General features: G+C 70.0%; 20 protein-coding genes. 14 read left to right on the top strand and 6 right to left on the bottom strand.

The features are described 5' to 3' along the window. Positions 1–106: 106 nt before the first annotated feature. The 4 genes from BMY74_RS41885 to BMY74_RS41870 are packed head-to-tail and all read left to right on the top strand — an operon-like array spanning position 107 to position 3,390. The gene (locus tag BMY74_RS41885) at positions 107–1,189 is read left to right on the top strand and encodes an ABC transporter ATP-binding protein (RefSeq protein ID WP_089927339.1); all 1,083 of its coding nucleotides are present in this window, start codon (positions 107–109) and stop codon (positions 1,187–1,189) included. Continuing rightward, positions 1,186–1,824, top strand: a complete 639-nt coding sequence (locus tag BMY74_RS41880) for an ABC transporter permease (protein WP_089927335.1) — start codon at positions 1,186–1,188, stop codon at positions 1,822–1,824. Before BMY74_RS41885 ends, BMY74_RS41880 begins: the two co-directional genes overlap by 4 nt. A gap of 4 nt (positions 1,825–1,828) precedes the next feature. Then, complete coding sequence (locus BMY74_RS41875; RefSeq protein ID WP_089927331.1) at positions 1,829–2,494, top strand: ABC transporter permease; 666 nt, start codon at positions 1,829–1,831, stop codon at positions 2,492–2,494. Next, positions 2,491–3,390: an ABC transporter substrate-binding protein gene (locus BMY74_RS41870; RefSeq protein WP_089927329.1), complete on the top strand. Its 900-nt coding sequence runs from the start codon at positions 2,491–2,493 to the stop codon at positions 3,388–3,390. The genes BMY74_RS41875 and BMY74_RS41870 overlap by 4 nt, the downstream gene beginning before the upstream one ends. Before the next feature lie 72 nt (positions 3,391–3,462). On the opposite strand, the gene BMY74_RS41865 is transcribed toward BMY74_RS41870, so the two are convergent. From BMY74_RS41865 to BMY74_RS41855, 3 genes are read right to left on the bottom strand one after another with little or no spacing between them, the layout of a single operon-like run. After that, on the bottom strand, positions 3,463–4,305 hold the full coding sequence (locus BMY74_RS41865) for a haloalkane dehalogenase (protein WP_089927326.1): 843 nt from the start codon (positions 4,303–4,305) through the stop codon (positions 3,463–3,465). 10 nt (positions 4,306–4,315) lie between these two features. Continuing rightward, entirely contained in the window at positions 4,316–4,738 is a 423-nt protein-coding gene (locus BMY74_RS41860) for a MarR family winged helix-turn-helix transcriptional regulator (RefSeq protein ID WP_089927323.1), read from the bottom strand. 36 nt (positions 4,739–4,774) lie between these two features. Further along, on the bottom strand, positions 4,775–5,560 hold the full coding sequence (locus BMY74_RS41855) for an IclR family transcriptional regulator (protein WP_089927320.1): 786 nt from the start codon (positions 5,558–5,560) through the stop codon (positions 4,775–4,777). A gap of 113 nt (positions 5,561–5,673) precedes the next feature. On the opposite strand from BMY74_RS41855, the gene BMY74_RS41850 reads away from it, so the two are divergent. From BMY74_RS41850 to BMY74_RS41815, 8 genes are all read left to right on the top strand, one after another. After that, the gene (locus tag BMY74_RS41850; protein WP_089927317.1) at positions 5,674–6,201 is read left to right on the top strand and encodes a SigE family RNA polymerase sigma factor; all 528 of its coding nucleotides are present in this window, start codon (positions 5,674–5,676) and stop codon (positions 6,199–6,201) included. After that, positions 6,198–7,109 carry a hypothetical protein gene (locus BMY74_RS41845; protein WP_089927313.1) on the top strand — a complete coding sequence of 304 codons (912 nt, stop codon included), beginning with the start codon at positions 6,198–6,200 and terminating at the stop codon, positions 7,107–7,109. The genes BMY74_RS41850 and BMY74_RS41845 overlap by 4 nt, the downstream gene beginning before the upstream one ends. A 179-nt stretch (positions 7,110–7,288) precedes the next feature. After that, positions 7,289–8,794 (top strand): histidine ammonia-lyase, encoded by a 1,506-nt coding sequence (hutH, locus tag BMY74_RS41840; RefSeq protein WP_089927309.1) that lies wholly within the window; start codon positions 7,289–7,291, stop codon positions 8,792–8,794. Further along, positions 8,791–10,437 carry a urocanate hydratase gene (gene hutU / locus BMY74_RS41835; protein ID WP_089927307.1) on the top strand — a complete coding sequence of 549 codons (1,647 nt, stop codon included), beginning with the start codon at positions 8,791–8,793 and terminating at the stop codon, positions 10,435–10,437. The genes hutH and hutU overlap by 4 nt, the downstream gene beginning before the upstream one ends. Beyond that, positions 10,437–11,606, top strand: a complete 1,170-nt coding sequence (locus BMY74_RS41830; protein WP_089927305.1) for an allantoate amidohydrolase — start codon at positions 10,437–10,439, stop codon at positions 11,604–11,606. Before hutU ends, BMY74_RS41830 begins: the two co-directional genes overlap by 1 nt. After that, positions 11,603–12,877: a formimidoylglutamate deiminase gene (locus BMY74_RS41825; protein WP_089927302.1), complete on the top strand. Its 1,275-nt coding sequence runs from the start codon at positions 11,603–11,605 to the stop codon at positions 12,875–12,877. The genes BMY74_RS41830 and BMY74_RS41825 overlap by 4 nt, the downstream gene beginning before the upstream one ends. Continuing rightward, entirely contained in the window at positions 12,874–14,007 is a 1,134-nt protein-coding gene (gene hutI / locus BMY74_RS41820) for an imidazolonepropionase (RefSeq protein WP_089927360.1), read from the top strand. The genes BMY74_RS41825 and hutI overlap by 4 nt, the downstream gene beginning before the upstream one ends. 64 nt (positions 14,008–14,071) lie before the next feature. Beyond that, a complete protein-coding gene (locus BMY74_RS41815) occupies positions 14,072–14,953 on the top strand; it encodes a hypothetical protein (protein ID WP_143091944.1) in 882 nt (293 codons plus the stop codon). 129 nt (positions 14,954–15,082) lie between these two features. Here BMY74_RS41815 and BMY74_RS41810 read toward each other — a convergent pair whose 3' ends face one another. Further along, positions 15,083–16,255, bottom strand: coding sequence for a S8 family peptidase (locus BMY74_RS41810; RefSeq protein ID WP_089927297.1), 1,173 nt, complete (start codon positions 16,253–16,255; stop codon positions 15,083–15,085). 178 nt (positions 16,256–16,433) lie between these two features. On the opposite strand from BMY74_RS41810, the gene BMY74_RS41805 reads away from it, so the two are divergent. Then, positions 16,434–17,318, top strand: coding sequence for a hypothetical protein (locus BMY74_RS41805; protein ID WP_089927295.1), 885 nt, complete (start codon positions 16,434–16,436; stop codon positions 17,316–17,318). A gap of 52 nt (positions 17,319–17,370) precedes the next feature. Further along, positions 17,371–18,363 carry an aldo/keto reductase gene (locus BMY74_RS41800; RefSeq protein WP_089927358.1) on the top strand — a complete coding sequence of 331 codons (993 nt, stop codon included), beginning with the start codon at positions 17,371–17,373 and terminating at the stop codon, positions 18,361–18,363. Positions 18,364–18,459: 96 nt separating this feature from the next. Here the strand turns inward: BMY74_RS41800 and BMY74_RS41795 are convergent, their stop codons facing one another. Further along, complete coding sequence (locus BMY74_RS41795; RefSeq protein WP_089927292.1) at positions 18,460–18,639, bottom strand: DUF6104 family protein; 180 nt, start codon at positions 18,637–18,639, stop codon at positions 18,460–18,462. A gap of 81 nt (positions 18,640–18,720) precedes the next feature. Further along, positions 18,721–22,416: a multifunctional oxoglutarate decarboxylase/oxoglutarate dehydrogenase thiamine pyrophosphate-binding subunit/dihydrolipoyllysine-residue succinyltransferase subunit gene (locus BMY74_RS41790; RefSeq protein WP_089927289.1), complete on the bottom strand. Its 3,696-nt coding sequence runs from the start codon at positions 22,414–22,416 to the stop codon at positions 18,721–18,723. Between the last annotated feature and the right edge of the window lie 149 nt (positions 22,417–22,565).

The raw sequence follows: 22,565 nt of genomic DNA, 5'->3' as shown, positions 1-22,565 counted from the left end.
ATCGTGGAACGTTGTGCCGGGGTACGCCGAACGAGTTAAGGTCTTTGGGATTCGCATCCAGGGCGGCCCAATCGGGGAGGCCGTCACGACCGGAGGGATCCGAAGGGTGATCGAGTTCCGGGCCGTAACCAAGCGGTTCGAGGACGGGACCATCGCTGTCGACGAGCTCGACCTCGCGGTCGAGGCGGGCACCATCACGGTGTTCGTCGGTCCTTCCGGCTGTGGCAAGACGACGTCGCTGCGCATGGTCAACCGCATGATCGACCCCACGTCGGGCACGATCCTGGTGGACGGCAAGGACGTCCTGACCGTCGACCCGCCCACGTTGAGGCGCGGCATCGGCTACGTGATCCAGCAGGCGGGGCTCTTCCCGCACCGCACGGTGCTGGACAACATCGCGACCGTGCCGCTTCTGTCCGGTTGGGACAAACGCAAGGCGCGCACCAGGGCTGCGGAGCTGCTCGAGATCGTCGGTCTCGACGCGAACTTCGGCAAGCGGTACCCGGCCCAGCTCTCGGGCGGTCAGCAGCAACGCGTGGGTGTCGCCCGCGCGCTCGCGGCGGACCCGCCCGTCCTGCTGATGGACGAGCCGTTCAGCGCCGTGGACCCGGTGGTCCGCGAGGACCTGCAGAACGAACTCCTTCGCCTGCAAGCGGAACTCGACAAGACGATCGTCTTCGTCACGCACGACATCGACGAGGCGCTGAAGCTCGGCGACCGCGTCGCGGTGTTCCAGACGGGCGGGCACCTCGCGCAGTACGCGAAGCCGACCGAGCTGCTGGCCGCGCCCGCCAACGACTTCGTCGCCTCCTTCGTCGGCCGTGACCGCGGCTACCGCACGCTGACGTTCCTGCACGCCGAGGTGCCCGTGCACCCCGTCGCGACGGCGAAGATCGGCGAGCGCATCACCGTCGAGGACTGGACGCTGGCCGTCGACGAGCAGAACCGGCCGAAGGGCTGGCTGTCCGGTGTGGACGGTGAGGTCGAGGTCAGGGAGTCCGACCTGATCTCCGGCGGTTCGCTGTACGACGGCTCGACGCTGCGCAGCGCGCTCGACGCGGCCCTGAGCTCGCCGTCGGCGCTCGGCGTCGTGGTCGACGAGGCCGGCGCGGTCACGGGCGTCGTCAGGGCGGACGACGTGATCCAGGCGCTCGCGAAGGCCCGCGCGGCGGGTGAGGTCCCGAAGTGACCTGGATTTTCGAGAACTGGGAAAGGTTCTGGGAAGTCACCGCGGTGCACCTGCGGCTCTCCGTCGTGCCGGTGCTGATCGGGTTCGTGCTCGCCGTCCCGCTCGGGTGGTGGGCCAGCCGGTCGCAGACGGCGCGCGCGGTGCTCTTCCCGTTCGCCAACGTGCTCTTCACCATCCCGTCCATCGCGCTGATCGTGATCACGCCGGTGCTGATCGGCGTGAAGATCCTCGACGAGATCAACGTCATCGTGCCGCTGACCGTCTACACGGTCGCGCTGATGATCAGATCGGTCGCGGACGCGCTGTCCGCGGTGCCGGGCAACGTGATCGCCGCCGCGAACGCGATGGGCTACCGGCCGTTGCGCCGGTTCCTCACCGTCGACTTCCCGCTGGCGCTGCCGGTCACGATCGCGGGCCTGCGGGTCGCGACCGTGTCGAACATCAGCATGGTGAGCGTCGGCGCGCTGGTTGGCCTCGGCGGTTACGGCCAGCTCTTCACCGAGGGCTACCAGACCGACTACACCGGCAAGGTCCTCGCGGGTCTCATCGGGACGGTCGTGCTGGCGGTGCTCGCGGACGGCCTGCTGTTGCTGATCGGGCGGCTGCTGACGCCGTGGGCCAGGGCGGGGAGGTGAGCTGATGTTCGGCTGGTTGTTCGACCCCGCGCACTGGTCCGGCACGACCGGGATCCCGGTGCGGCTGCTGGAACACCTCGGCTACACCCTGCTGACCCTGCTGATCGCCGCGCTGATCGCGATCCCGCTGGGCGCGTTCGTCGGGCACACCGGCAAGGGCGGCTTCGTGATCGTCGGGCTCTCCAACGCCCTGAGGGCGCTGCCCACCACGGCGGTGCTGATCCTCGTGGTGCTGTGGGCGGGTCTCGGCGACTTCCCGGTCTACGTCGCGCTGGTGCTGCTGGCGATCCCGCCGATCATGGCGGGCACGTACGCGGGCGTCCGCGCCGTGGACCCCGTGACCGTCGACGCCGCGAGGGGCGTCGGCATGCGCGAGTCGGGAGTGCTGCTCCAGGTGGAGATCCCGAACGCGCTCCCGTTGATCTACGGCGGTTTCCGCGGCGCCGCACTGCAAGTGGTCGCGACCGCCACCATCGCCGCCTACACGGGCGCCGGTGGTCTCGGCAGGCTCGTCTTCGACGGCCTCGCCCTGCAGGATTTCGGACAGATGCTCGCCGGCGCGGTGCTCGTGGCACTGCTCGCCGTTCTCGTCGACCTGGGGTTCGCCGGCCTGCAACGGCTGACGGTCTCGCCAGGGCTGCGTCCAGTGGGAACCGGAGGAAAGAGATGAAGCGCATCGCGACAGCCGTCGCTGCGGTCATGCTTCTGTCGGCGTGCGGTGGCGATCCGCTGACCGGAGACGGGAAGAACGAGCCGGCCCCGACGGACACCATCGTCGTGGGCTCCGCGAACTTCCCCGAGTCGCGCCTGCTCTCGGAGATCTACGCGGAAGCGTTGTCCGCCAAGGGCGTCAAGGTCTCGAAGAAGCCGAACATCGGCAACCGCGAGCTGTACTTCAAGGGTGTGCAGGACGGCTCGATCGACCTGATCCCCGAGTACACCGGCGTGCTCCTCAAGCACGTCAACAAGGAAGCCCCCGAGGTCGGCGCCGACGAGGTCTACGCCGCGCTGCAGAAGGCGCTGCCCAAGGGCCTCATCGTGCTCGACAAGTCGGCCGCCGAGGACAAGGACGCGGTCGTCGTCACGAAGCAGATCGCGGCCCAGTACAGCCTGAAGTCCATCGACGACCTCGTGCCGTACTGCAAGGACCTCTCCTTCGGCGGCCCGCCGGAGTTCCAGAACCGCCCCGACGGCCTGCCGGGCCTCAAGGCGAAGTACAACTGCGAGTTCAAGGAGTTCAAGGCCCTCGACGTCGGCGGCCCGCTGACCGTCGCCGGCCTGAAGGACAACACCGTCCAGGCGGCGGACCTCTTCACGACGGACGCGGCCATCAAAGCCAACGAGTTCGTGGTGCTCGAGGACCCGAAGAACGTCTTCGCCGCCCAGAACGTGTTGCCGCTCATCAACGAGAAGAAGGCGTCGCAGCAGGTCCGCGACACCCTCAACGCCATCTCGAAGAAGCTCGACACGAAGACGCTGCTGGAGCTGAACGAGAAGCTGTCGTCGCCGGACAAGCCGGAGCCGGAGAAGGTCGCCAAGGAGTGGCTGGCCTCCGCGGGCATCTGACCCGGAGCTGAACCAACGGCGGGGCGGACACCGAACGGTGTCCGCCCCGCCGTGCGTTCCAGGGCGGGTCGTTCACGCGAGCCCGTGCCGGTTCGCCCAGTCGGCGATCGCCGCCGCGATCTCCTTCGGCTTGTCCTCCGGCGCGTGGTGGCCGGCCTCGCCCACCGCCACGACGTCCAGCGAGGCGATGTTCTCCCTGCACCACCCGGCCAGCTCAGGGGTGATGGCCAACGTCGGAGAGCCCTCGAAGGTCAGCAGCAGCTTCGGCACGGGCGAGGCCGCGAGCCACTCGCCGTACGCCTCCATGCGGGGCACCAGGGCGGGCGGTTCGCCGTCGACCGGGAGCTGCTGCACCCAAGCCAGCAACGGGCGGCGGCTCTCGCGGTCGGGATAAGGCTCCAGGTACGCGGCCATGTCCGCATCCGAGACCGGAGTCAGCACACCGCCGGTGAACGCCTGACGCACCAACGTGTCCTGGTCCAGCACCAGTTCCTCGGCCAAGCCGGGGGTGCGGAGCCGACGCGTCCGTTCGCGGGCAGCCGGTGCGAGTTCGTCACCGCGCAACGGCTTCAGCATTGCCTCGAAGAAGGCGAGGCCCGCCACGCGCGACGGGTGCCGGGCCGCCCAGTCGAACGCCAGCGCGGCGCCCCAGTCGTGGCCGACCAGGACGACGCGGTCCAGTTCCAGGGCGTCGAACCACGCGTCGAGGTAGCGGGAGTGGTCGTCGAACGAGTAGCCGATGGCCGGCTTGCCCGATCTGCCCATGCCGATGAGGTCGGGCGCGAGACCACCGAGCTCGGGCAGCACGTTGCGCCAGATGTGCGAGGAGGCCGGGTTGCCGTGCAGGAACACGAACGGCGCGCTGCCGTGCTCCAGGTGGTGCAGGGTCGAGTCGAGGACGGGGACGACTGCCATCGGAGGCTCCCTAGTCGAGGGGGACGGCGAGCAGTTCACGGAGTTCGTCGGAGAAGGCGGACGTGCGGTCGCCCAGCGGCTCCAACAGGCGGTCCAGCAGCGCGCGGACCACGGCCATGGCGGGCTCGACCGTCGAACGACCGTGCGGGGTCAGAAGGAGCCGCATGGTCCGTGTGTCGACCGTGTCCCGTGTGCGCGTGATGAAGCCCGCGGCCTCCAGGGAGCGCGCCAGCTTCGAGACGTACAGCGGTTCAAGGCCGGTGTGGTCGGCCAGTTCGCGTTGGGAAGGCCGGTCGAGGGCGACCAACGACGAGAGCACGACGTACTGCGCGTGCGTTAGCCCGAGAGGGCCCAACGCACGGTCGACGGCCGTTCGCCACTTCATCGCCAGACGCCACACGAGGTGCCCAGGCGTCGGTTCCGCACTGCTCATGGCAGATACGGTACATGGCTACTATGTACATGGACACTAACCTGGAGCGGCGTGACCACCGATCCGGACGGTGAGTTCCTCGGCCGCTTTGCGGACCTCCTTGGCCAGCTCGGGCCACGAAGCGCCGCACGGGGTGTCGCACAGGTGCCGGAACGTCAGCGTGATCGCCGCGATCGGCCGCTCGCCGTGGTCGAACACCGGTGCCGCCACCGAGGCGAACCCCGCCGTCACGAACCCGTCCTCGACCGACCAGCCCTGGCGGCGTTCGAGGGTCAGCAGGCGGCGCAGCGCCGGCAGGTTGTGCGGGCCGCGGCCGGTGCGGTCGACGAACGAGGCCACCGACGGCAGCAGGGCCCTGACCTGCGCCGGAGGCAGGTGGGCCAGCATCGCGCGGCCGGAGGCGGTCAGGTGGGCCGGCAGGCGGACGCCGACGTCGGACACGATCGACTGCGGCTGCCTCGGTTGCTCGCGCACGAGGTACAGGGCCTCGGGGCCGTGCAGGACGCCCAGGTGCGCGACCTTCTCCATCCGGTCGGCGAGCTTGCGCAGCAACGGGCGGGCCAGCCGTTCCAGCGGGTCGTGCCGCAGGTAGGCGGAGCCGAGTTCGAACGCGGCGACGCCCAGGCCGTAGCGCTTCTCCTCCGGGAAGTGCGTCGCGAAGCCCGCCTCGGTCAGTTCCGAGAGCAGGTGGTAGGTCGTTGACCTGGGCAGGTTCAGCTCGCGCGCCACCGACGCCGCGGAGACCGGTCCAGGCCTGCCCGCCAGCAGCCGCAGGACCGCGAGCCCTCGACGCAGCGCGGGAACGTCACTGCTGCTGCCCACGACCGTGATTTTCCCATGTGATCCAGCCCACGCCGTTACGACATCAGGGCACACTCAACAGAACAGCCTCGAGCTGCGTCATAGGGGTGTGACGGTTTTGAAGGGGGTCGGGATTGACACCGAGTTTCGATGACTTCGTGGCAGAACAGGTGACCCCGTTGCTGCGCTATGCCACCGTGCTCACGTGCGACCCGCACCTGGCCCAGGACGTGGTCCAGGAAGTGCTGCTGCGCGCGCAGCAGAAGTGGGACCGCATCGGTTCAGTCGACCTCCCTCACGCCTACGTCAAGCGCATGGTGACCAACGAGTACCTCTCGTGGCGCAGACGCAGGGCCGCCAAGGACGTCGCGCTGTGCATGACGACCCTGGAGTCCGTCACCCCGCCCGTCGCGGACAAGACGCACCACTACGACGAGCGGGAAGCCATGTTGCAGCGGATCGCGAAGCTGCCCCGCAAACAGCGGGCGGCCGTCGTGCTCCGCTACTACGAGAACTACGACGACTCGGAGATCGCACAGATGCTCGGTTGTGCCGAGGGAACCGTGCGCAGCCACATCTCACGTGCGCTGGCCACACTCCGCATGGAACACACGCTGGAACCCGCTGGTGTCGGGTCCCGGCTCGGGGAGGGCCTGTCGTGAACGACACCGAACAGCGGATCAAGGAGGCACTCGGCCTGCTGGCCGAACGCACTCCTCACCCGGGACCGACGCTGAACGCGCTGAAGCGCAAGCGCAAGCGGCAGCGGAACAACGTCTTCCTCATCGCCACGGCCGGCATGGCCGCGGTGGTCGTCCTGATCTTCGCGGGCGTCGTCGCCAGCAACAGGTACGCGCCGCCGAACCCGAACGACGCCGCCGCGGCGCTCGTCCAGGGCGACGGCAAGGGCGTGCCGTTCAAGTACGCACCGCACTGGCTGCCGGACGGGTTCGTCGAGAGCCTCCGCGCCACGAACATGGCGCCCACCAGGGTGTGGGGTCCCGCGGGCGCCACGCCGTACAGCAATCCGAGTGTCGTGATCAGGGCGCACGGCGAGATGCCGGACGTGCGCGGGTGGGACCCGGCCCGAGTCCGCGGCCTGGAGGCGTGGGTCCAGGTGAGGGGAGACGCCGCCAGCGTCGTCTGGAAGGCGCAGGACGTCCTGGACGTGTCCGTGAACGGGGTGGCCGACGCACGGGAGGTCGCCCTGCGCGTGGCCGAGTCGGTGCGAGCCGACGCCAAGATCACGCACACGCCGCCGTTCGAGCTCGAAGGCAGGTACGCCGAGCTCGTGCGCGGCACCGCGCCGGACAGCTGGCACTCGTCGCTGGCCTGGAACGCGGTGTCCGTGCAGGTGGCGACGGCCAAGCCGGAGCTGCCCGCGCCGAACGAGCCGGTGACCGTGCGCGGCAAGCAGGGCGTGCGCAACGGCAACACCGTGGCGGTCCAGGACGGCGGCCTGTGGATCTCGGCGACGGCCAGCGCCTGGTCCGACGAACTGGTCGAGCTGGTGAACAAGGTCGAGATCGTCGACCGGCCGGACACCGGCTGGATCGGCAAGGGCATCTAGTGGTGTGTCCCAGAAGGCCGGCGAGGTGATCCACGCTCAGCAGGGCGCCTCGTGGCACCCGTCTGACCGCGAATTCCCCCGGCAACCTTCTGCGCCACACCACTGGTCCGTCTGGCATTCCAGACACCATCACCCGCTCCGGGGTCGCTGAGGCGGCCCCGGAGCGGTCTGATGTCTGCATGCGACAACCGGTGGAGCTGGGTCCGAAGCCTCTGACCCTCGAGGACGTTCATGCCGTCGCCCGCGACGGCGCCCCGGTGGAGATCACCGCGGCGGCCCGTGAGGCGGTCACCACCGCCCGTGGCCACATCGAACAGCTCGCCACGGCCGAACGCCCCACCTACGGCGTCTCGACCGGGTTCGGCGCGCTCGCCGTCCGGCACATCCCGCCGGACCGCCGTGCCCAGCTGCAGCGGTCGCTGATCCGCTCGCACGCCGCCGGTTCCGGGCCCGAGGTCGAACGCGAGGTCGTGCGGGCGCTGATGCTGCTGCGCCTGCGCACGCTCGCCACCGGCCACACCGGCGTTCGCCTGTCCACTGTGGACGCGATGGCCGGGATGCTGAACGCGGGCATCACGCCGATCGTGCACGAGTTCGGGTCGCTGGGCTGTTCCGGTGACCTCGCGCCGCTGTCCGCCAACGCGCTCGCGCTGATGGGCGAGGGCATGGTCCGCAACGCGGACGGCGAACTCGTCACCGCCGCGGCAGCCCTCGAAGCCGCCGGCATCGAACCGGTGCAGCTGGCCGAGAAGGAAGGCCTCGCGCTGATCAACGGCACCGACGGCATGCTCGGCATGCTGTCGCTGGCGATCGCCGACCTGACCAGGCTGCTGGACATCGCCGACCTCACCGCCGCGATGAGCGTCGAGGCGCTGCTCGGCACCGACCGGGTGTTCGAGCCCGAACTGCACGCGCTGCGCCCGCACCCCGGCCAGAACCTCAGTGCCGCCCGGATGCTCGCGTTCCTGCGGGACTCCGAGATCGTCGCCTCGCACCGCGGCCCCGACTGCACGCGCGTGCAGGACGCGTACTCGCTGCGCTGCTCACCGCAGGTGCACGGCGCGGCCCGCGACACCGTGGCGTACGCGGCGACGGTGGCCGACCGCGAGCTGGCGTCCGTGATCGACAACCCCGTCGTGCTGGCGGACGGACGGGTCGAGTCCAACGGCAACTTCCACGGCGCGCCCGTGGCGTACGCGCTCGACTTCCTGGCCATCCCACTCGCGGACGTGGCCTCGATCGCCGAGCGCCGCACCGACCGCATGCTCGACGTCTCGCGCTCGCACGGGCTGCCGCCGTTCCTCGCCGACGACCCCGGCGTCGACTCGGGCCACATGATCGCCCAGTACACGCAGGCCGCGATCGTGTCCGAGCTCAAGCGCCTGGCCGTGCCGGCGTCCGTCGACTCCATCCCGTCCTCCGCGATGCAGGAGGACCACGTGTCGATGGGCTGGTCTGCTGCTCGCAAGCTGCGCAAGGCCGTGGACGGTCTGACGACCGTGCTGGCCATCGAACTGCTCACCGCCGCACGGGCACTCGACCTGCGTGCGCCCCTCAAGCCCGCCCCCGCGACGGCCGCCGCCGTGGCGAAGCTGCGCGAGACCGTCCAGGGGCCCGGCCCCGACCGCCACCTCGCGCCCGAGATCGCCGCCGCCGAGGCCCTCATCCGAAGTGGAGCCCTGTGATGACCACCGTTCGTGCCGATCGAGGAACCGAGCTGTCCGCGAAGCAGTGGTCGACCGAGGCCGCGTTGCGGATGTTCCACAACAACCTCGACCCGGATGTCGCCGAGCGCCCCGAGGACCTGGTCGTCTACGGCGGCACGGGCAAGGCCGCGCGCGACTGGCCGTCGTTCGACGCCATCTCCCGCGAGCTGAAGAACCTCGAGGCCGACGAGACGCTGCTCGTGCAGTCCGGTCGCCCGGTCGGTGTCATGCGCACGCACGAGTGGGCGCCGCGAGTGCTCATCGCGAACTCGAACCTGGTGCCGGACTGGGCGAACTGGCCCGAGTTCCGCCGCCTGGAGGCCGAGGGCCTCACGATGTACGGGCAGATGACCGCCGGGTCGTGGATCTACATCGGCACCCAGGGCATCCTGCAGGGCACCTTCGAGACGTTCGCCGCCGTCGCCACCAAGCGCTTCAACGGCACCCTCAAGGGCACGTTGACCGTCACGGCCGGACTGGGGGGCATGGGCGGTGCGCAGCCTCTCGCCGTGACGATGAACGAGGGCGTCGCGCTGTGCATCGAGGTCGACCCGCACCGCGCCCAGCGCCGTCTGGAGACCCGCTACCTCGACGAGATCGCCGAGGACCTGGACTCCGCGATCGAGCGCGTGCTGGCCGCCAAGACCGCCGGTGAGGCCGTGTCCGTCGGTGTCGTGGGCAACGCGGCGGAGATCCTGCCCGAACTGCTGCGCCGCGAGGTCGCCGTCGACATCGTCACGGACCAGACGTCGGCGCACGACCCGTTGGCGTACCTGCCCGTCGGCGTTTCACTGGAGGAGTGGCAGGACTACGCGGCCGCGAAGCCGGAGGAGTTCACCGAGCGCGCCCGCCAGTCGATGGCCGCGCACGTCGAGGCGATGGTCGGGTTCCTGGACCGCGGCGCCGAGGTGTTCGACTACGGCAACTCGATCCGCGGTGAGGCGCAGCTCGGCGGCTACGACCGCGCGTTCGCGTTCCCCGGCTTCGTGCCCGCCTACATCCGCCCGCTGTTCTGCGAGGGCAAGGGCCCGTTCCGCTGGGCCGCGCTGTCCGGCGACCCCGCCGACATCGCCAAGACCGACGCCGCGATCCTGGAGCTCTTCCCGGAGAACGAGCAGCTGCACCGCTGGATCAAGATGGCCGGCGAGCGCGTCGAGTTCCAGGGCCTGCCCGCCCGCATCTGCTGGCTCGGCTACGGCGAACGGCACCTAGCGGGCCTCAAGTTCAACGAGATGGTGGCGTCGGGCGAGCTGTCCGCGCCGATCGTCATCGGCCGTGATCACCTCGACTGCGGCTCGGTGGCCTCCCCGTACCGCGAGACCGAGGCGATGGCCGACGGCTCCGACGCGATCGCGGACTGGCCGTTGCTGAACGCCCTGGTCAACACGGCTTCGGGCGCGACCTGGGTGTCGATCCACCACGGTGGCGGCGTCGGCATCGGCCGCTCGATCCACGCCGGTCAGGTCACGGTCGCGGACGGCACCGAGCTGGCCGCGCAGAAGATCGAGCGCGTGCTCACGAACGACCCCGGCATGGGCGTCATCCGGCACGTGGACGCCGGGTACGACGAGGCGAAGACGGTGGCCGCGGACAAGGGCGTCCGCATTCCGATGGAGGGCTGATGCTCGACCAGATCGCGGACGTCGGCAGGGACTCGAAGCGCGGAGGCTATTCGCGCCACGGGTACGACAAGCCCGAACTGGAGCTGCGGCACTGGTTCGTGGAACAGGCGGTCCGGCGCGGTCTCAACGTGGAGACCGACCAGAACGGCAACCTCTGGGCGTGGTGGGGCGAGCGCGGCGACGACGCGCTCATCACCGGCAGCCACCTGGACTCCGTGCCGGGTGGCGGCGCGTTCGACGGACCGCTCGGCGTGACGTCGGCTTTGGAAGCCGTGGACCTGTTGCAGGCTCGCGGCTTCAAGCCCGCACGACCGTTCGCGATCACGGTCTTCGCCGAGGAGGAAGGCGGCCGGTTCGGCGTCGCCTGCCTCGGCAGCCGCCTGCTGACCGGCGCCATCTCGCCCGAGAAGGCCTTGGGGCTCAAGGACCCCGAGGGCGTGACGCTGGCCGAGGCCATGAAGGCGGCGGGCTACGACCCCGATCTGGTCGGCCGTGACGAGCGGGCGTTGAGGCGCATCGGTCAGTTCGTCGAACTGCATGTGGAACAGGGCCGCGGTCTCACCGTGCCGGTCGGTGTGGCGAGCAGCATCCTCGCGCACGGCCGGTGGCGCTTCACGTTCTCCGGCGAGGGCAACCACGCCGGGGCGACGTTGATCGAGGACCGCCGCGACCCGATGCTGCCCGCCTCGCAACTCGTGCTGGCGGCGCGGAAAGCGGCTCGCGGTGGCGGGCGTGCGACCGTGGGGAGGCTCGTCCCCAACCCCGGTGGCACGAACGTCATCGCGTCCACTGTGGACGTGTGGCTGGACGCCAGGGACAGCGACGACGCACGTACCCGTGCAATGGTCGCGGAGATCTCCGAGGCGGCCCACCAGGCCGCCAAGGAGGAGGGCTGCGAGCTGCGGATCACCGAGGAGTCGTACGGCGACACAGTGCACTTCGACAGTGGGCTGCGGGACGACATCGCCTCAGCGCTCGGCGGTGTTCCGGCGCTGCCGACCGGTGCCGGGCACGACGCGGGCATCCTCGCGGCGCACGTGCCGACCGCGATGCTGTTCGTGCGCAACCCCACCGGTGTGAGCCACGCGCCGGAGGAGTTCGCCGAGCAGGCCGACGTCGACGAGGGCGTGAAGGCCCTGGCCGCGACGATCGAACACCTCGGGTCATGAACTTCTGGTGCGAGCGGGCCTGGTTGCCCTCCGGGCTCGCCGAGCGCGTCCTCGTCAGGGTCGAGCACGGCGTGATCTCGTCCGTGTCCACTGTGGACACCATTCCGCTGGGTGTGCGGCGGTTGCACGGCATCGTGGTGCCGGGCTTCGCGAACGCGCACTCGCACGCGTTCCACCGCGCGCTGCGGGGGCGGACGCACGACGGCGGCGGCACGTTCTGGACGTGGCGCGAAGGCATGTACGCGCTGGCCTCGCGCCTCACCCCGCAGTCGTACTACCGGCTGGCCCGCGCGGTCTACGCCGAGATGGCGCTCGCGGGCGTGTCGGCCGTGGGCGAGTTCCACTACGTGCACGACAGGTCGAACGAGTTCGGGTACGCGTTGCGCGAGGCGGCGTCCGACGCCGGGATCCGGTTGACGCTGCTCGACACCTGTTACCTCGCGGGCGGCATCGACCAGCCCGTCAACGAGGTGCAGCAACGCTTCTCCGACGGCACCGCCGAGGCATGGGCGTCCCGGGTGGCCGAGCTGAAGTCCGACGAGGTGATGCGCGTCGGTGCCGCGATCCACTCGGTCCGCGCCGTCCCGCGAGCCGAGCTCGCGACGGTGGCGCAGGCGTTCCCGGACGCCCCGCTGCACGTGCACCTGTCCGAGCAGCCCGCCGAGAACGAGGCCTGCCTGGCCGCGTACGGGATGACGCCGACGGGCCTGCTGCACGAGGCAGGCGCGTTGTCACCTCGGACGACGGCCGTGCACGCCACGCACCTGACGCCCGAGGACATCGCTCTGCTGGGCTCGTCGGGTACCGGTGCGTGCTTCTGCCCGACGACCGAGGCGGACCTCGCGGACGGCATCGGCCCCGCGCGCGAACTGGCCGACGCGGGCAGCCTGCTGTCCCTGGGCAGCGACCAGCACGCGGTGATCGACCCGCTGCTCGAAACGCGCGCGTTGGAGCACAACGAGCGGTTGCGGACCGGTCAACGCGGCCGTTTCTCGCCGGCCGAACTGCTGGGCGCCGCCACCCGCCACTCGGCGATCGGCTGGGACGGCGGACGCATCGAGGCCGGCGCGCCGTGCGACCTCGTCGCGGTCAGCTGCACGACCCCGCGCACTGCGGGATCGTTGCCGCAGCAGGTCTTGCTGACCGCGACGGCGTCCGATGTGGACACCGTGGTCGTCGGCGGCCGGGTGGTCGCGTCGGGCGGGGCGCACGAGACGCTGGGAGACGTCGGCAGGCTGCTGGCGGACGCGATCGGGGAGCTGTGGGCATGAGCGTGCTGATCACCGGCATCGGTGAGCTGACCACGAACAGCGAGTCCGCCGGGGACGCGCTGGTCGTCGACGGCGAGGAGATCGCCTGGGTCGGATCGGCCTCCGCCGCCCCGGCCGCCGACGAGCGCGTGGACGTCGAGGGCCGCGCGGTGCTGCCGGGGTGGGTCGACAGCCACACCCACCTGGTGTTCGCGGGCGACCGCACCGCCGAGTTCGGCGCCCGCATGGCCGGCAAGCCCTACAGCGCGGGCGGCATCGCCGTGACGGTCAACGCGACCCGTGCCGCGACGGACGAGGAACTGGCCGCCGTCGTGCGCAAGCACGTCGCGGAGGCGTTGAGGCAGGGCACGACGTTCGTCGAGACCAAGACCGGGTACGGCCTCACCGTGGCCGACGAGGTGCGTTCCGCGCGCATCGCCGCCGAGCACGCCGACGAGGTCACGTTCCTCGGCGCCCACCTCGTGCCGCCCGGTGAGGACGCGGACACCTACGTCGACCTGGTCCGCGGCGAGATGCTCGACGCCGTCGCGCCGCTCGTGCGCTGGGCGGACGTGTTCTGCGAGAAGGGCGCCTTCGACTACGACCAGTCGAAGGCGGTGCTGGAGGCGGCCAAGGCGAAGGGCCTGGGCCTGCGCGTCCACGGCAACCAGCTCGGCGAGGGCCCCGGCGTGCGGCTGGCGGTCGAGCTCGGCGCCGCGTCCGTCGACCACTGCACGTACCTGTCCGCGGACGACGTCGACGCACTGGCGTCGTCGGACACCGTCGCCACGCTGCTCCCGGCCTGCGACCTCTCGACCCGCCAGTCGCTGCCGCCCGCCCGCGCCCTCCTCGACGCCGGGGCGACGGTCGCGCTGGCCAGCAACTGCAACCCGGGCTCGTCCTACACCTCGTCGATGGCGTTCTGCGTGACGACGGCCGTCCTGCAGATGAGGATGACCGTCGAGGAGGCGGTGTGGGCGGCGACGGCCGGCGGGGCCCAGGCGCTGCGCCGGGACGACGTCGGCGTCATCAGGCCTGGCGCATGGGCTGACCTGCACGTTCTGGACGCACCGTCGATCACGCACCTGGCGTACCGGCCGGGTGTCCCGTTGACGCACCAGGTGTGGCGCCGAGGCCTGCGAGCCAATTGAGACAGACCTCGGCACCCTTCGTGTGGGCCTGTTGGCGGAAGGTGCGGGGCCGTACGGTGTCCCCGTGGTGGATTTCGCGGAGGCGCTGACGAAAGCCGTCGACAACAGCGGCCTGAGTCTCGAGCGCATCCAGCACCACCTCGCCGCCCGCGGCATGCAGGTGAGCATCTCGACGCTCAGCTACTGGCGCCGCGGCCGCAGCCGCCCGGAGCGCCCCGAGTCGTTGAAGGTCGTCGCCGCGCTGGAGGAACTGCTCGAGCTCGGCGAGGGCTTCCTGACCGACCGGCTGGGCGACAAGCGGCCGCGCGGGCGCTGGGTGGACCAGTCGCTGTCCCTGGAGGACATGTGGGACTCGCGGGCCACCGACCTCGGTGAGGTCATGTCGCGGATCGACCGGCTGCAGCCGACGGCGACGACGTACCTGAGCGTGCAGGACCGGCAGGTGATCGGGCCGGACCGCCGTGAGGTGTCGAACCACTGCACCGGCGTGATCCAGGCGCTGGAGGACGGTGTCGACCGGTTCCTCGCGATCCAGCTGGCCGACGCCACGGACCTCGGCGTGCCGTCCATCGAGGCGGGGCCGCCGTGCCGGCTCGGGCGGGTGCGCAGCGAGGACTCGACGGGGTTCCTCGTCGCGGAGATCCTCTTCGACCGGATGCTGCGGGCGGGGGAGACCGCTCTCGTCGACTACACGGTCCGGATGAGGCCCGGCGCGGACAGCGAGGTCTGCGACCGCCGGTTCCTGCGCCCCGTGAACGACTACACGCTGCAGATCGGCTTCCACCCGGACGCCGTGCCCGCGCGGTGCTTCCAGTTCGCCCGGCCGTCGCTGCACGAGCCGGAGACCGCTCTGAACGACCTGTGGATCGGGACCACGGCCTCGACGCACATCCACGTGCGGAACTCGAAGCCCGGGATCTATGGAGTGCGGTGGGAGTGGGAGTAGCCGCTACTCCCACTCCCACCGCAAGCGCCCCCAGTCGATCGATGTGCCCGGCCGAGCCGCAATCGGCCTGCTCATCGAGGGCGCTCAGGATGGCCGTCGCCGCCGCAGGGAGGCGGCGACGGCAAGTCCCTAGACCTTCAGCAGCAGGTTCGGAGAACCCGTCTTGACGTCGGTCAGCTTGTTCGGCGTGGCGGCGCCGACCAGGGCGTTGCGCACCTGGGCGGGCGTCGCGGACGGGTTCGCGCTCAGGTAGAGCGCGGCCGCTCCGGCGACGTGCGGGGAGGCCATCGACGTGCCGCCCATCGACCGCGTGCCGGTGTCGCTGCTGTGCGACGCGGACACGATGTCGCTGCCCGGCGCCCAGATGTCGAGGCACCTGCCCCAGTTCGACGAGCCGGCGCTCCAGATCGACCGCCTGTCGTTGCGGTCGGACGCGCCCACGGTGATCGCCTCCGCCGTGCGGGCCGGGGTGAAGTTGCAGGCGTCCTGGCCGCTGTTGCCGCCCGCGAGCACGTAGGTGAAGCCCGCGTTGATCGAGCGCCGGACGGCGTTCTCCAGCGAGGCGTTCGTGCCGCTGCCACCGAGGCTCATGTTGACGACGGCGGGCTTCTTGCCGTTGGCCGTCACCCAGTCGATGCCGCGGATGATGCCGTCCCACGGGCCGCTGCCGTTGCAGTCGAGCACGCGGACGGCGACGAGCTTGGCCTTCTTCGCGACGCCGTAGGTCCTGCCGCCGACCGTGCCGGCGACGTGCGTGCCGTGGCCCTGGCAGTCCTGCGCGACGGAGTCGTTGTCGATGAAGTCGTAACCGTCGGTCGCGCGGCCCTCGAATTCGGAATGGGTTTTCCTGATTCCGGTGTCGAGAACGTACGCCGTCACGTTCGACGCGGTGTTCGGGTAGGTGTAGGAGTTGCTGAGCGGGAGGTTCGCCTGGTCGATCCGGTCGAGGCCCCACACCGGGTTCGTCTGGGTGGCCTGGATCGTCGCGAACGTGTTCCGCTCGACGAATTCCACGTCGGGGTCGGCCGCGAGTCGCCGCGCCTGTCGTTCGGACATCCCGGTGACCGAGAACCCGTTCAGCGCGCTGCTGTAGGTGTGCTTGACGTTGCCCTGGTAGCGGGACGCCAACGCGCTGGCAGGGGTGCGCGCTCCGTCCTTCAGGACCACGATGTAGCTGCCCTCGACCGCCTGGGCGCCCGCGCCGGGCAGCACCGCTCCCTCGGCGATCGCGGTGGGCGTCCACATCGCCGTGGAAGCGATGCCCAATGCCGCCGCGATGGCGACATGACGCCGAAGTGCCATGAGTTCCTCCTGGCAGGGAATGAACTGGGGAACACGAAGAAACTAACGCGGCATGTGCTTCGGATAACAGGTTCGAAACTTCGGTCCTCAATACTGTCAAAACTGTGTTGTAAACCGTTTTCGGGCACTCGTCGTGGTCGGGCGGGCCGAATTCGATCACTGGCCGTAGCATCGGGGAGTGGCGGGATTCGCTGACGCGTTGACGCGGGCCGTGGAGGCGAGCGGCCTCAGCCTGGAGCGGGTCCAGCACCACCTGGAGGCGCGCGGCGTGCAGGTGAGCCTGTCGACGCTGTCGTACTGGCGCCGCGGCCGCAGCCGTCCCGAACGCCCGGAGTCGCTGCACGCCGTCGCGGTGCTGGAAGAGGTCCTGCGGCTCGCGCCCGGCACGCTGACCGGTCAGCTGGGCGACAAGCGCCCGCGCGGCAGGTGGGTCGAGCGCGTCGCGGCCCTGGAGGGCATCTGGCAGGAGGCCGCCCTCGACCTGGGTCGCGCCATCGCCAGGGTCGACCGGCTGACCGCCGCGCCCGCGAAGTACCTGGCCGTGCGAGACCTGGCGATCATCGGACCGGACCGCCGCGAGGTCGAGATGCGGTCGAGCGCGGTGATCGAGGCGTTCGACGACGGCGTCGACAGGATCCTCGTCTCGAAGACCGCCGACGAGACGGACCGCTCGGCGGGCGAGATCGTCGCCTCGAAGTCGTGCCGCATCGGCCGCGTGCGCCGCGACGAGGTGAACAAGCTGATCGTCGCCGAGGTGATCCTCGACCGCGTGCTGCGCGCCGGCGACACCGCTCTGGTGGACCTGCGCATGATCGCCGACCCCGGCGCCGACAGCTCGTCCGCCGACCGCACGTTCGTCCGCGCGTTGCGGGAGCACGTGCTGGAGGTGGAATTCCACCCCGACGCGGTTCCCGTGCGCTGCAACAGCTTCTACCGCGTCGCCCCCGACGCCCCCGCCGTGGACACCGGAGAACTCTGGATCGGCACAACAGCCTCAGCGCACATCGTCGTGCACGAGGCCATGGCAGGCCACGTGTACGGCATCAGGTGGGAGTGGGAGTAGCTGGAGCAGCTCCACGTGGCACACGACGTCCTTAGGGGGCAGGGTGAACGGCATGGAGTACACCCAGCTCGGTCGCAGCGGCCTGTCCGTCTCCCGCCTGTGCCTCGGCACGATGAACTTCGGTCCCGAGACCTCCGAGGCCGACAGCCACGCGATCATGGACCGCGCCCACGAACACGGCCTGAACTTCTTCGACACGGCCAACGTCTACGGCTGGAAGAAGGGCGAGGGCGTCACCGAGAACATCATCGGCAACTGGTTCGCCCAGGGCGGCACGCGCCGCGAGAAGACGGTCATCGCCACCAAGCTCTACGGCAGCATGGGTGACTGGCCGAACGAGACCAAGCTCTCCGCCCTCAACATCCGCCGCGCGTGCGACGAGTCGTTGCGGCGCCTGCAGACCGACTACATCGACCTCTACCAGATGCACCACGTGGACCGCCTGACGCCGTGGGACGAGATCTGGGAGGCCTTCTCCGTCCTGCGCCAGCAGGGCAAGGTCATCTACTTCGGCTCGTCGAACTTCGCAGGCTGGCACATCGCCCAGGCCGCCGAGGCCGCGCGCACCCGCGGCTTCCTCGGGCTGGTGTCGGAGCAGTCGATCTACAACCTGATGACCAGGTGGATCGAGCTGGAGGTCCTGCCGGCCGCCAGGCACTACGGGCTCGGCGTGATCCCGTGGTCGCCGTTGCACGGCGGATTGCTCGGCGGCGTGTTGCGCAAGCAGCGCGAGGGCGGGGTTTCCCGGTCCGCGTCCGGGCGTTCCGCCGATGCGCTGGAGAAGAGCCGCGACCAGATCGAGGCGTACGAGAAGCTGTGCGCGGAGATCGGCGAGGACCCGGCCAACGTCGGTCTCGCCTGGTTGCTGCACCAGGACGGGGTCACCGCGCCGATCATCGGGCCGCGTACCGGCGAGCAGCTCGACAACTCGTTGCGGGCGGCGGAGCTGAAGCTCGACTCGGACGTGCTGGCCAAGCTCGACGAGCTGTTCCCGGCACCGGCTCCGAACGGGTCGAAGCCCGCGCCGGAGGCCTACGCCTGGTAGGCCGTTCCCCGCCTTCTTGGTCGCACGCCGGGGACCTCTCGTGTGCACACAAGGCACGAAGTGCCCCCTGGCGTGCGGTCAGAACAGCGGGGGAGGTCAGTCCTCGAAGTCGTCGTCGTCGCGCGCCAGGAAGGTGGCGAAGCGCTCGATCGACGTCTCGAACTCGGGGTTGGCGTCGACGAACTCACGCAGCTTGTCGGCGAGCCACGCGAAGGTGACCTCCTCCTCGCCGCGCCGCTTCTCGAGCTCTTCGATGCCTCGATCGGTGTGGTACATGCGCAGAACTCCTGTGGTGGCTTGAAAAACGAGCCGCCGGACCCCTGGGGGATCCGGCGGCTCGATCGTTGCGGTACCGGCTTACTCGAACGCGCGGGTGATGATCTCGCGCTGCTCGACCTCGTGCACCTTGCTCGAACCGGCCGACGGGGCGGCCATCGGGCGGCGCGACACGCGGCGGACGGTGCCCAGGTGCTCCGGCAGGAGCTCCGGGAGGGCGAGGCCGTAGAACGGCCAGGCACCCTGGTTCGCCGGCTCCTCCTGGACCCAGCGGACGTCCTTCGCGTTCGGGTAGCGCTCCAGGGTCTCGGTCAGCTTGCGGGCCGGGACCGGGTAGAGCTGCTCGACGCGCACGATCGCCACGTCGCCGCCGCCGCGCTTCTCGCGCTCGGCGTGCAGCTCGTAGGAGATCTTGCCGCTGCACAGCAGGACCTTCGTGACCGCGTTCGGGTCCTTGATGGTCGGGTCGTCCATCACCGAGTGGAAGCGGTCGTTGATGAACTCGTCCGTGCCGGACACGGCGGCCTTGAGACGCAGCATCGACTTCGGCGTGAACACCACGAGCGGCCGGTCGACGCCGTCGAGGGCGTGGCGGCGCAGCAGGTGGAAGTAGTTCGCCGGGGTCGACGGGACCGCGACGGTCATGGAGCCCTCGGCGCACAGCTGGAGCCAGCGCTCGATGCGGCCCGACGTGTGGTCGGGGCCCTGGCCCTCGTGGCCGTGCGGCAGCAGGATCACGACGTCGGAACGCTGACCCCACTTCGCCTCACCGGACGAGATGAACTCGTCGATGATCGGCTGCGCGCCGTTGACGAAGTCACCGAACTGCGCCTCCCACAGGACCAGTGCCTGCGGGTTCGCGACCGAGTAGCCGTACTCGAAGCCGAGCGCGGCGAACTCCGACAGCACCGAGTCGTAGACCATGAACTTGCCCTGGTCCGGCGACAGGTTCTGCAGCGGCGTGTAGTCGTCGCCCGTCTTGCGGTCGATCAGGGTCGCGTGGCGCTGCACGAACGTGCCACGACGCGAGTCCTGGCCCGCCAGGCGGACGTTGCGGCCCTCCAGCGCGAGCGAACCGAAGGCGAGCAGCTCGGCGAACGCCCAGTCGATGCCGCCCTCGCGCGCCATCTTGGCGCGGCGGTCGAGCACCGGCTTGACGCGCGCGTGCGGCGTGAAGCCCTCCGGCAGGTTCACGTGGGCGTCCGCGATGTGCTCCAGCGTCTCGCGGCTGATGCCCGTGGGCAGCTTCGCCGGGATCTGCTGCTCGGCCTCGACGGACGGGCTGGCCTTCACCGGGTGCTTCTCGAGCTCGCGCACCTCGTTGAAGACGTGCTCCAGCTGGCTCGAGAAGTCCTGCAGCGCCTTCTCGGCCTCTTCGACCGTGATGTCGCCGCGGCCGATCAGGGACTCGGTGTAGGTCTTGCGCACCGAGCGCTTCTGGTCGATCACGTCGTACATCGCCGGCTGCGTCATCGAGGGGTCGTCGCCCTCGTTGTGGCCGCGGCGGCGGTAGCACACCATGTCGATCACGACGTCCTTGGCGAACGCCTGGCGGTACTCGACGGCCAGCTTCGCGACCCAGTAGCAGGCCTCGGGGTCGTCGCCGTTCACGTGGAAGACCGGCGAGCCGATCATCTTCGCGACGTCGGTCGAGTACTTCGAGGACCGCGAGTTCTCCGGCGCGGTGGTGAAGCCGACCTGGTTGTTCACGACGATGTGGACCGTGCCACCGGTGCGGTAACCGCGCACGAGCGCCAGGTTCAGCGTCTCGGCGACGACACCCTGACCGGCGAACGCCGCGTCACCGTGCATGGCGACCGGCAGCACCGGGAAGAAGTCGCCGCCCTTGTCGAGCAGGTCCTGCTTGGCGCGCACGATGCCCTCGAGCACCGGGTCGACCGCTTCGAGGTGCGACGGGTTGGCGGTCAGCGACACCTTGGTCTCGCCGTCGCCGAACATGCGGAAGTACTTGCCCTCGGCGCCGAGGTGGTACTTCACGTCGCCGGAGCCGTGCGCCTGGCCTGGGTCGAGGTTGCCCTCGAACTCGCGGAAGATCTGCGAGATCGGCTTGCCGACGATGTTCGCGAGCACGTTCAGGCGGCCGCGGTGCGGCATGCCGATGACGACCTCGTCGAGCTCGTGCTCGGCGGCCTTGTCGAGCACCGCGTCGAGCAGCGGGATGACGGTCTCGCCGCCCTCGAGCGAGAAGCGCTTCTGGCCGACGTACTTCGTCTGCAGGAACGTCTCGAACGCCTCAGCCGCGTTGAGCTTGCTGAGGATGTACTTCTGCACGGTGGCCGGCGGCTTCTCGTGCGGGACCTCGACGCGCTCCTGGATCCACTGGCGCTCTTCAGGCTCGAGGATGTGCATGTACTCGACGCCGACGGTGCGGCAGTACGAGTTGCGCAGCACGCCCAGGATGTCGCGGAGCTTCATCCGCTCCTTGCCGGCGAAACCGCCGACCGGGAACTCGCGGTCCAGGTCCCACAGCGTCAGGCCGTGGCTCAGCACGTCCAGGTCGGCGTGGGAGCGCTGGCGGTAGTTCAGCGGGTCCGTGTCGGCCATCAGGTGGCCGCGGGTGCGGAACGCGTCGATCAGCTCGATGACGCGGGCCGTCTTGTCGACGGCGCCCTCGGGGATGTCGGCGACCCAGCGGATCGGCTCGTAGGGCAGGCGCAGCGACGCGAAGATCTCGTCGTAGAAGCCGTCCTCGCCGAGCAGCAGCTGGTGCACGCGCTTGAGGAACTCGCCCGACTCCGCACCCTGGATGATGCGGTGGTCGTACGTGCTGGTCAGCGTGATGATCTTGCTGACGCCCATGTCGGTGAGCGCCTGCTCGCTGGTGCCCTGGAAGTGCGCGGGGTACTCCATCGCGCCGACGCCGATGATCGCGCCCTGACCGGCCTGCAGGCGCGGCACCGAGTGGTTGGTGCCGATCGTGCCCGGGTTGGTCAGCGAGATCGTGGTGCCGGAGAAGTCGTCTGCCGTCAGCGACCCGGCGCGGGCCTTGCGGATCAGGTCCTCGTAGGCCTGCCAGAACTGCGTGAACGTCATGTTCTCGCAGCCCTTGACCGACGCGACGACCAGCGTGCGGCTGCCGTCCTTGCCGGGCAGGTCGATCGCGAGGCCGAAGTTCACGTGCTCCGGCGTGACGACGAACGGCTTGCCGTCGACCTCGGCGTAGTGGCGGTTCATGTTCGGGTACGCCTGCAGCGCCCGGACGACCGCGTAGCCGATGACGTGCGTGAAGGAGACCTTCCCGCCGCGCGTCCGCTTCAGGTGGTTGTTGATGACGATGCGGTTGTCGGCCAGCAGCTTGGCGGGCACGGCGCGCACGCTGGTCGCGGTCGGAACGGTGAGCGACAGCTCCATGTTCTTCGCGATCGCGGCGGAAGCACCGCGCAGCTGCTTCTGCTCGGGCTGCGCGCTCTGCGTGACCGGCTTGGCCTTGGCGGCCTGCTGCGGCGCGGGCTTGCCGGTGGAGGGCAGCGACGAGGCCGCCGGCTTCGGCTGCGGCTGCGCGGCAGGCTTGGGTGCGGCGGCGGGCGCGGGCTTGCTCTCGGCAGCCGGCGGCGTCACGGTCGCGGTCGTGGTGGCCGTGGAGCCACCCGCGCTGGCCGTGGCGGCACTGCCGTTGCCGCCCGCACGCTTGTAGTCGGCAAAGAAGTCATGCCATGCCGGGTCTACGGATGACGGGTCCGCGAGGAACTGCTCGTACATCTCCTCGACGAGCCACTCGTTCGGCCCGAATTGTGACGCAGGACTGCTGCTGGACACGGCTGGCGCTCGCCTCTATCCATCTCGCTCTTGGTGGTGACTCATGCGGTAGTCAGGTTAGTCCCCCCAGCGAGGGCCTTCACACGCTGGAGGCACCTGGCAAGGAGTGCTCTGTCACAGGATCGATCAGGACGGGCCTGCCGTCACCC

It is taken from the genome of Lentzea albida (genome assembly GCF_900111005.1).
GTDB lineage: Bacteria > Actinomycetota > Actinomycetes > Mycobacteriales > Pseudonocardiaceae > Lentzea > Lentzea albida.
Note: the sequence above shows the minus strand (reverse complement) of the source record. Positions and strands in the feature narration are given on the sequence as shown.

Excerpts from the sequence above, each read along its gene's own strand:
- BMY74_RS41875 (WP_089927331.1), top strand. The coding sequence starts at position 1,829 with ATGTTCGGCTGGTTGTTCGACCCCGCGCACTGGTCCGGCACGACCGGG.
- BMY74_RS41870 (WP_089927329.1), top strand. The coding sequence starts at position 2,491 with ATGAAGCGCATCGCGACAGCCGTCGCTGCGGTCATGCTTCTGTCGGCG.
- BMY74_RS41865 (WP_089927326.1), bottom strand. The coding sequence starts at position 4,305 with ATGGCAGTCGTCCCCGTCCTCGACTCGACCCTGCACCACCTGGAGCAC.
- BMY74_RS41860 (WP_089927323.1), bottom strand. The coding sequence starts at position 4,738 with ATGAGCAGTGCGGAACCGACGCCTGGGCACCTCGTGTGGCGTCTGGCG.
- hutH (WP_089927309.1), top strand. The coding sequence starts at position 7,289 with ATGCGACAACCGGTGGAGCTGGGTCCGAAGCCTCTGACCCTCGAGGAC.
- BMY74_RS41830 (WP_089927305.1), top strand. The coding sequence starts at position 10,437 with ATGCTCGACCAGATCGCGGACGTCGGCAGGGACTCGAAGCGCGGAGGC.
- BMY74_RS41825 (WP_089927302.1), top strand. The coding sequence starts at position 11,603 with ATGAACTTCTGGTGCGAGCGGGCCTGGTTGCCCTCCGGGCTCGCCGAG.
- hutI (WP_089927360.1), top strand. The coding sequence starts at position 12,874 with ATGAGCGTGCTGATCACCGGCATCGGTGAGCTGACCACGAACAGCGAG.
- BMY74_RS41810 (WP_089927297.1), bottom strand. The coding sequence starts at position 16,255 with ATGGCACTTCGGCGTCATGTCGCCATCGCGGCGGCATTGGGCATCGCT.
- BMY74_RS41800 (WP_089927358.1), top strand. The coding sequence starts at position 17,371 with ATGGAGTACACCCAGCTCGGTCGCAGCGGCCTGTCCGTCTCCCGCCTG.
- BMY74_RS41795 (WP_089927292.1), bottom strand. The coding sequence starts at position 18,639 with ATGTACCACACCGATCGAGGCATCGAAGAGCTCGAGAAGCGGCGCGGC.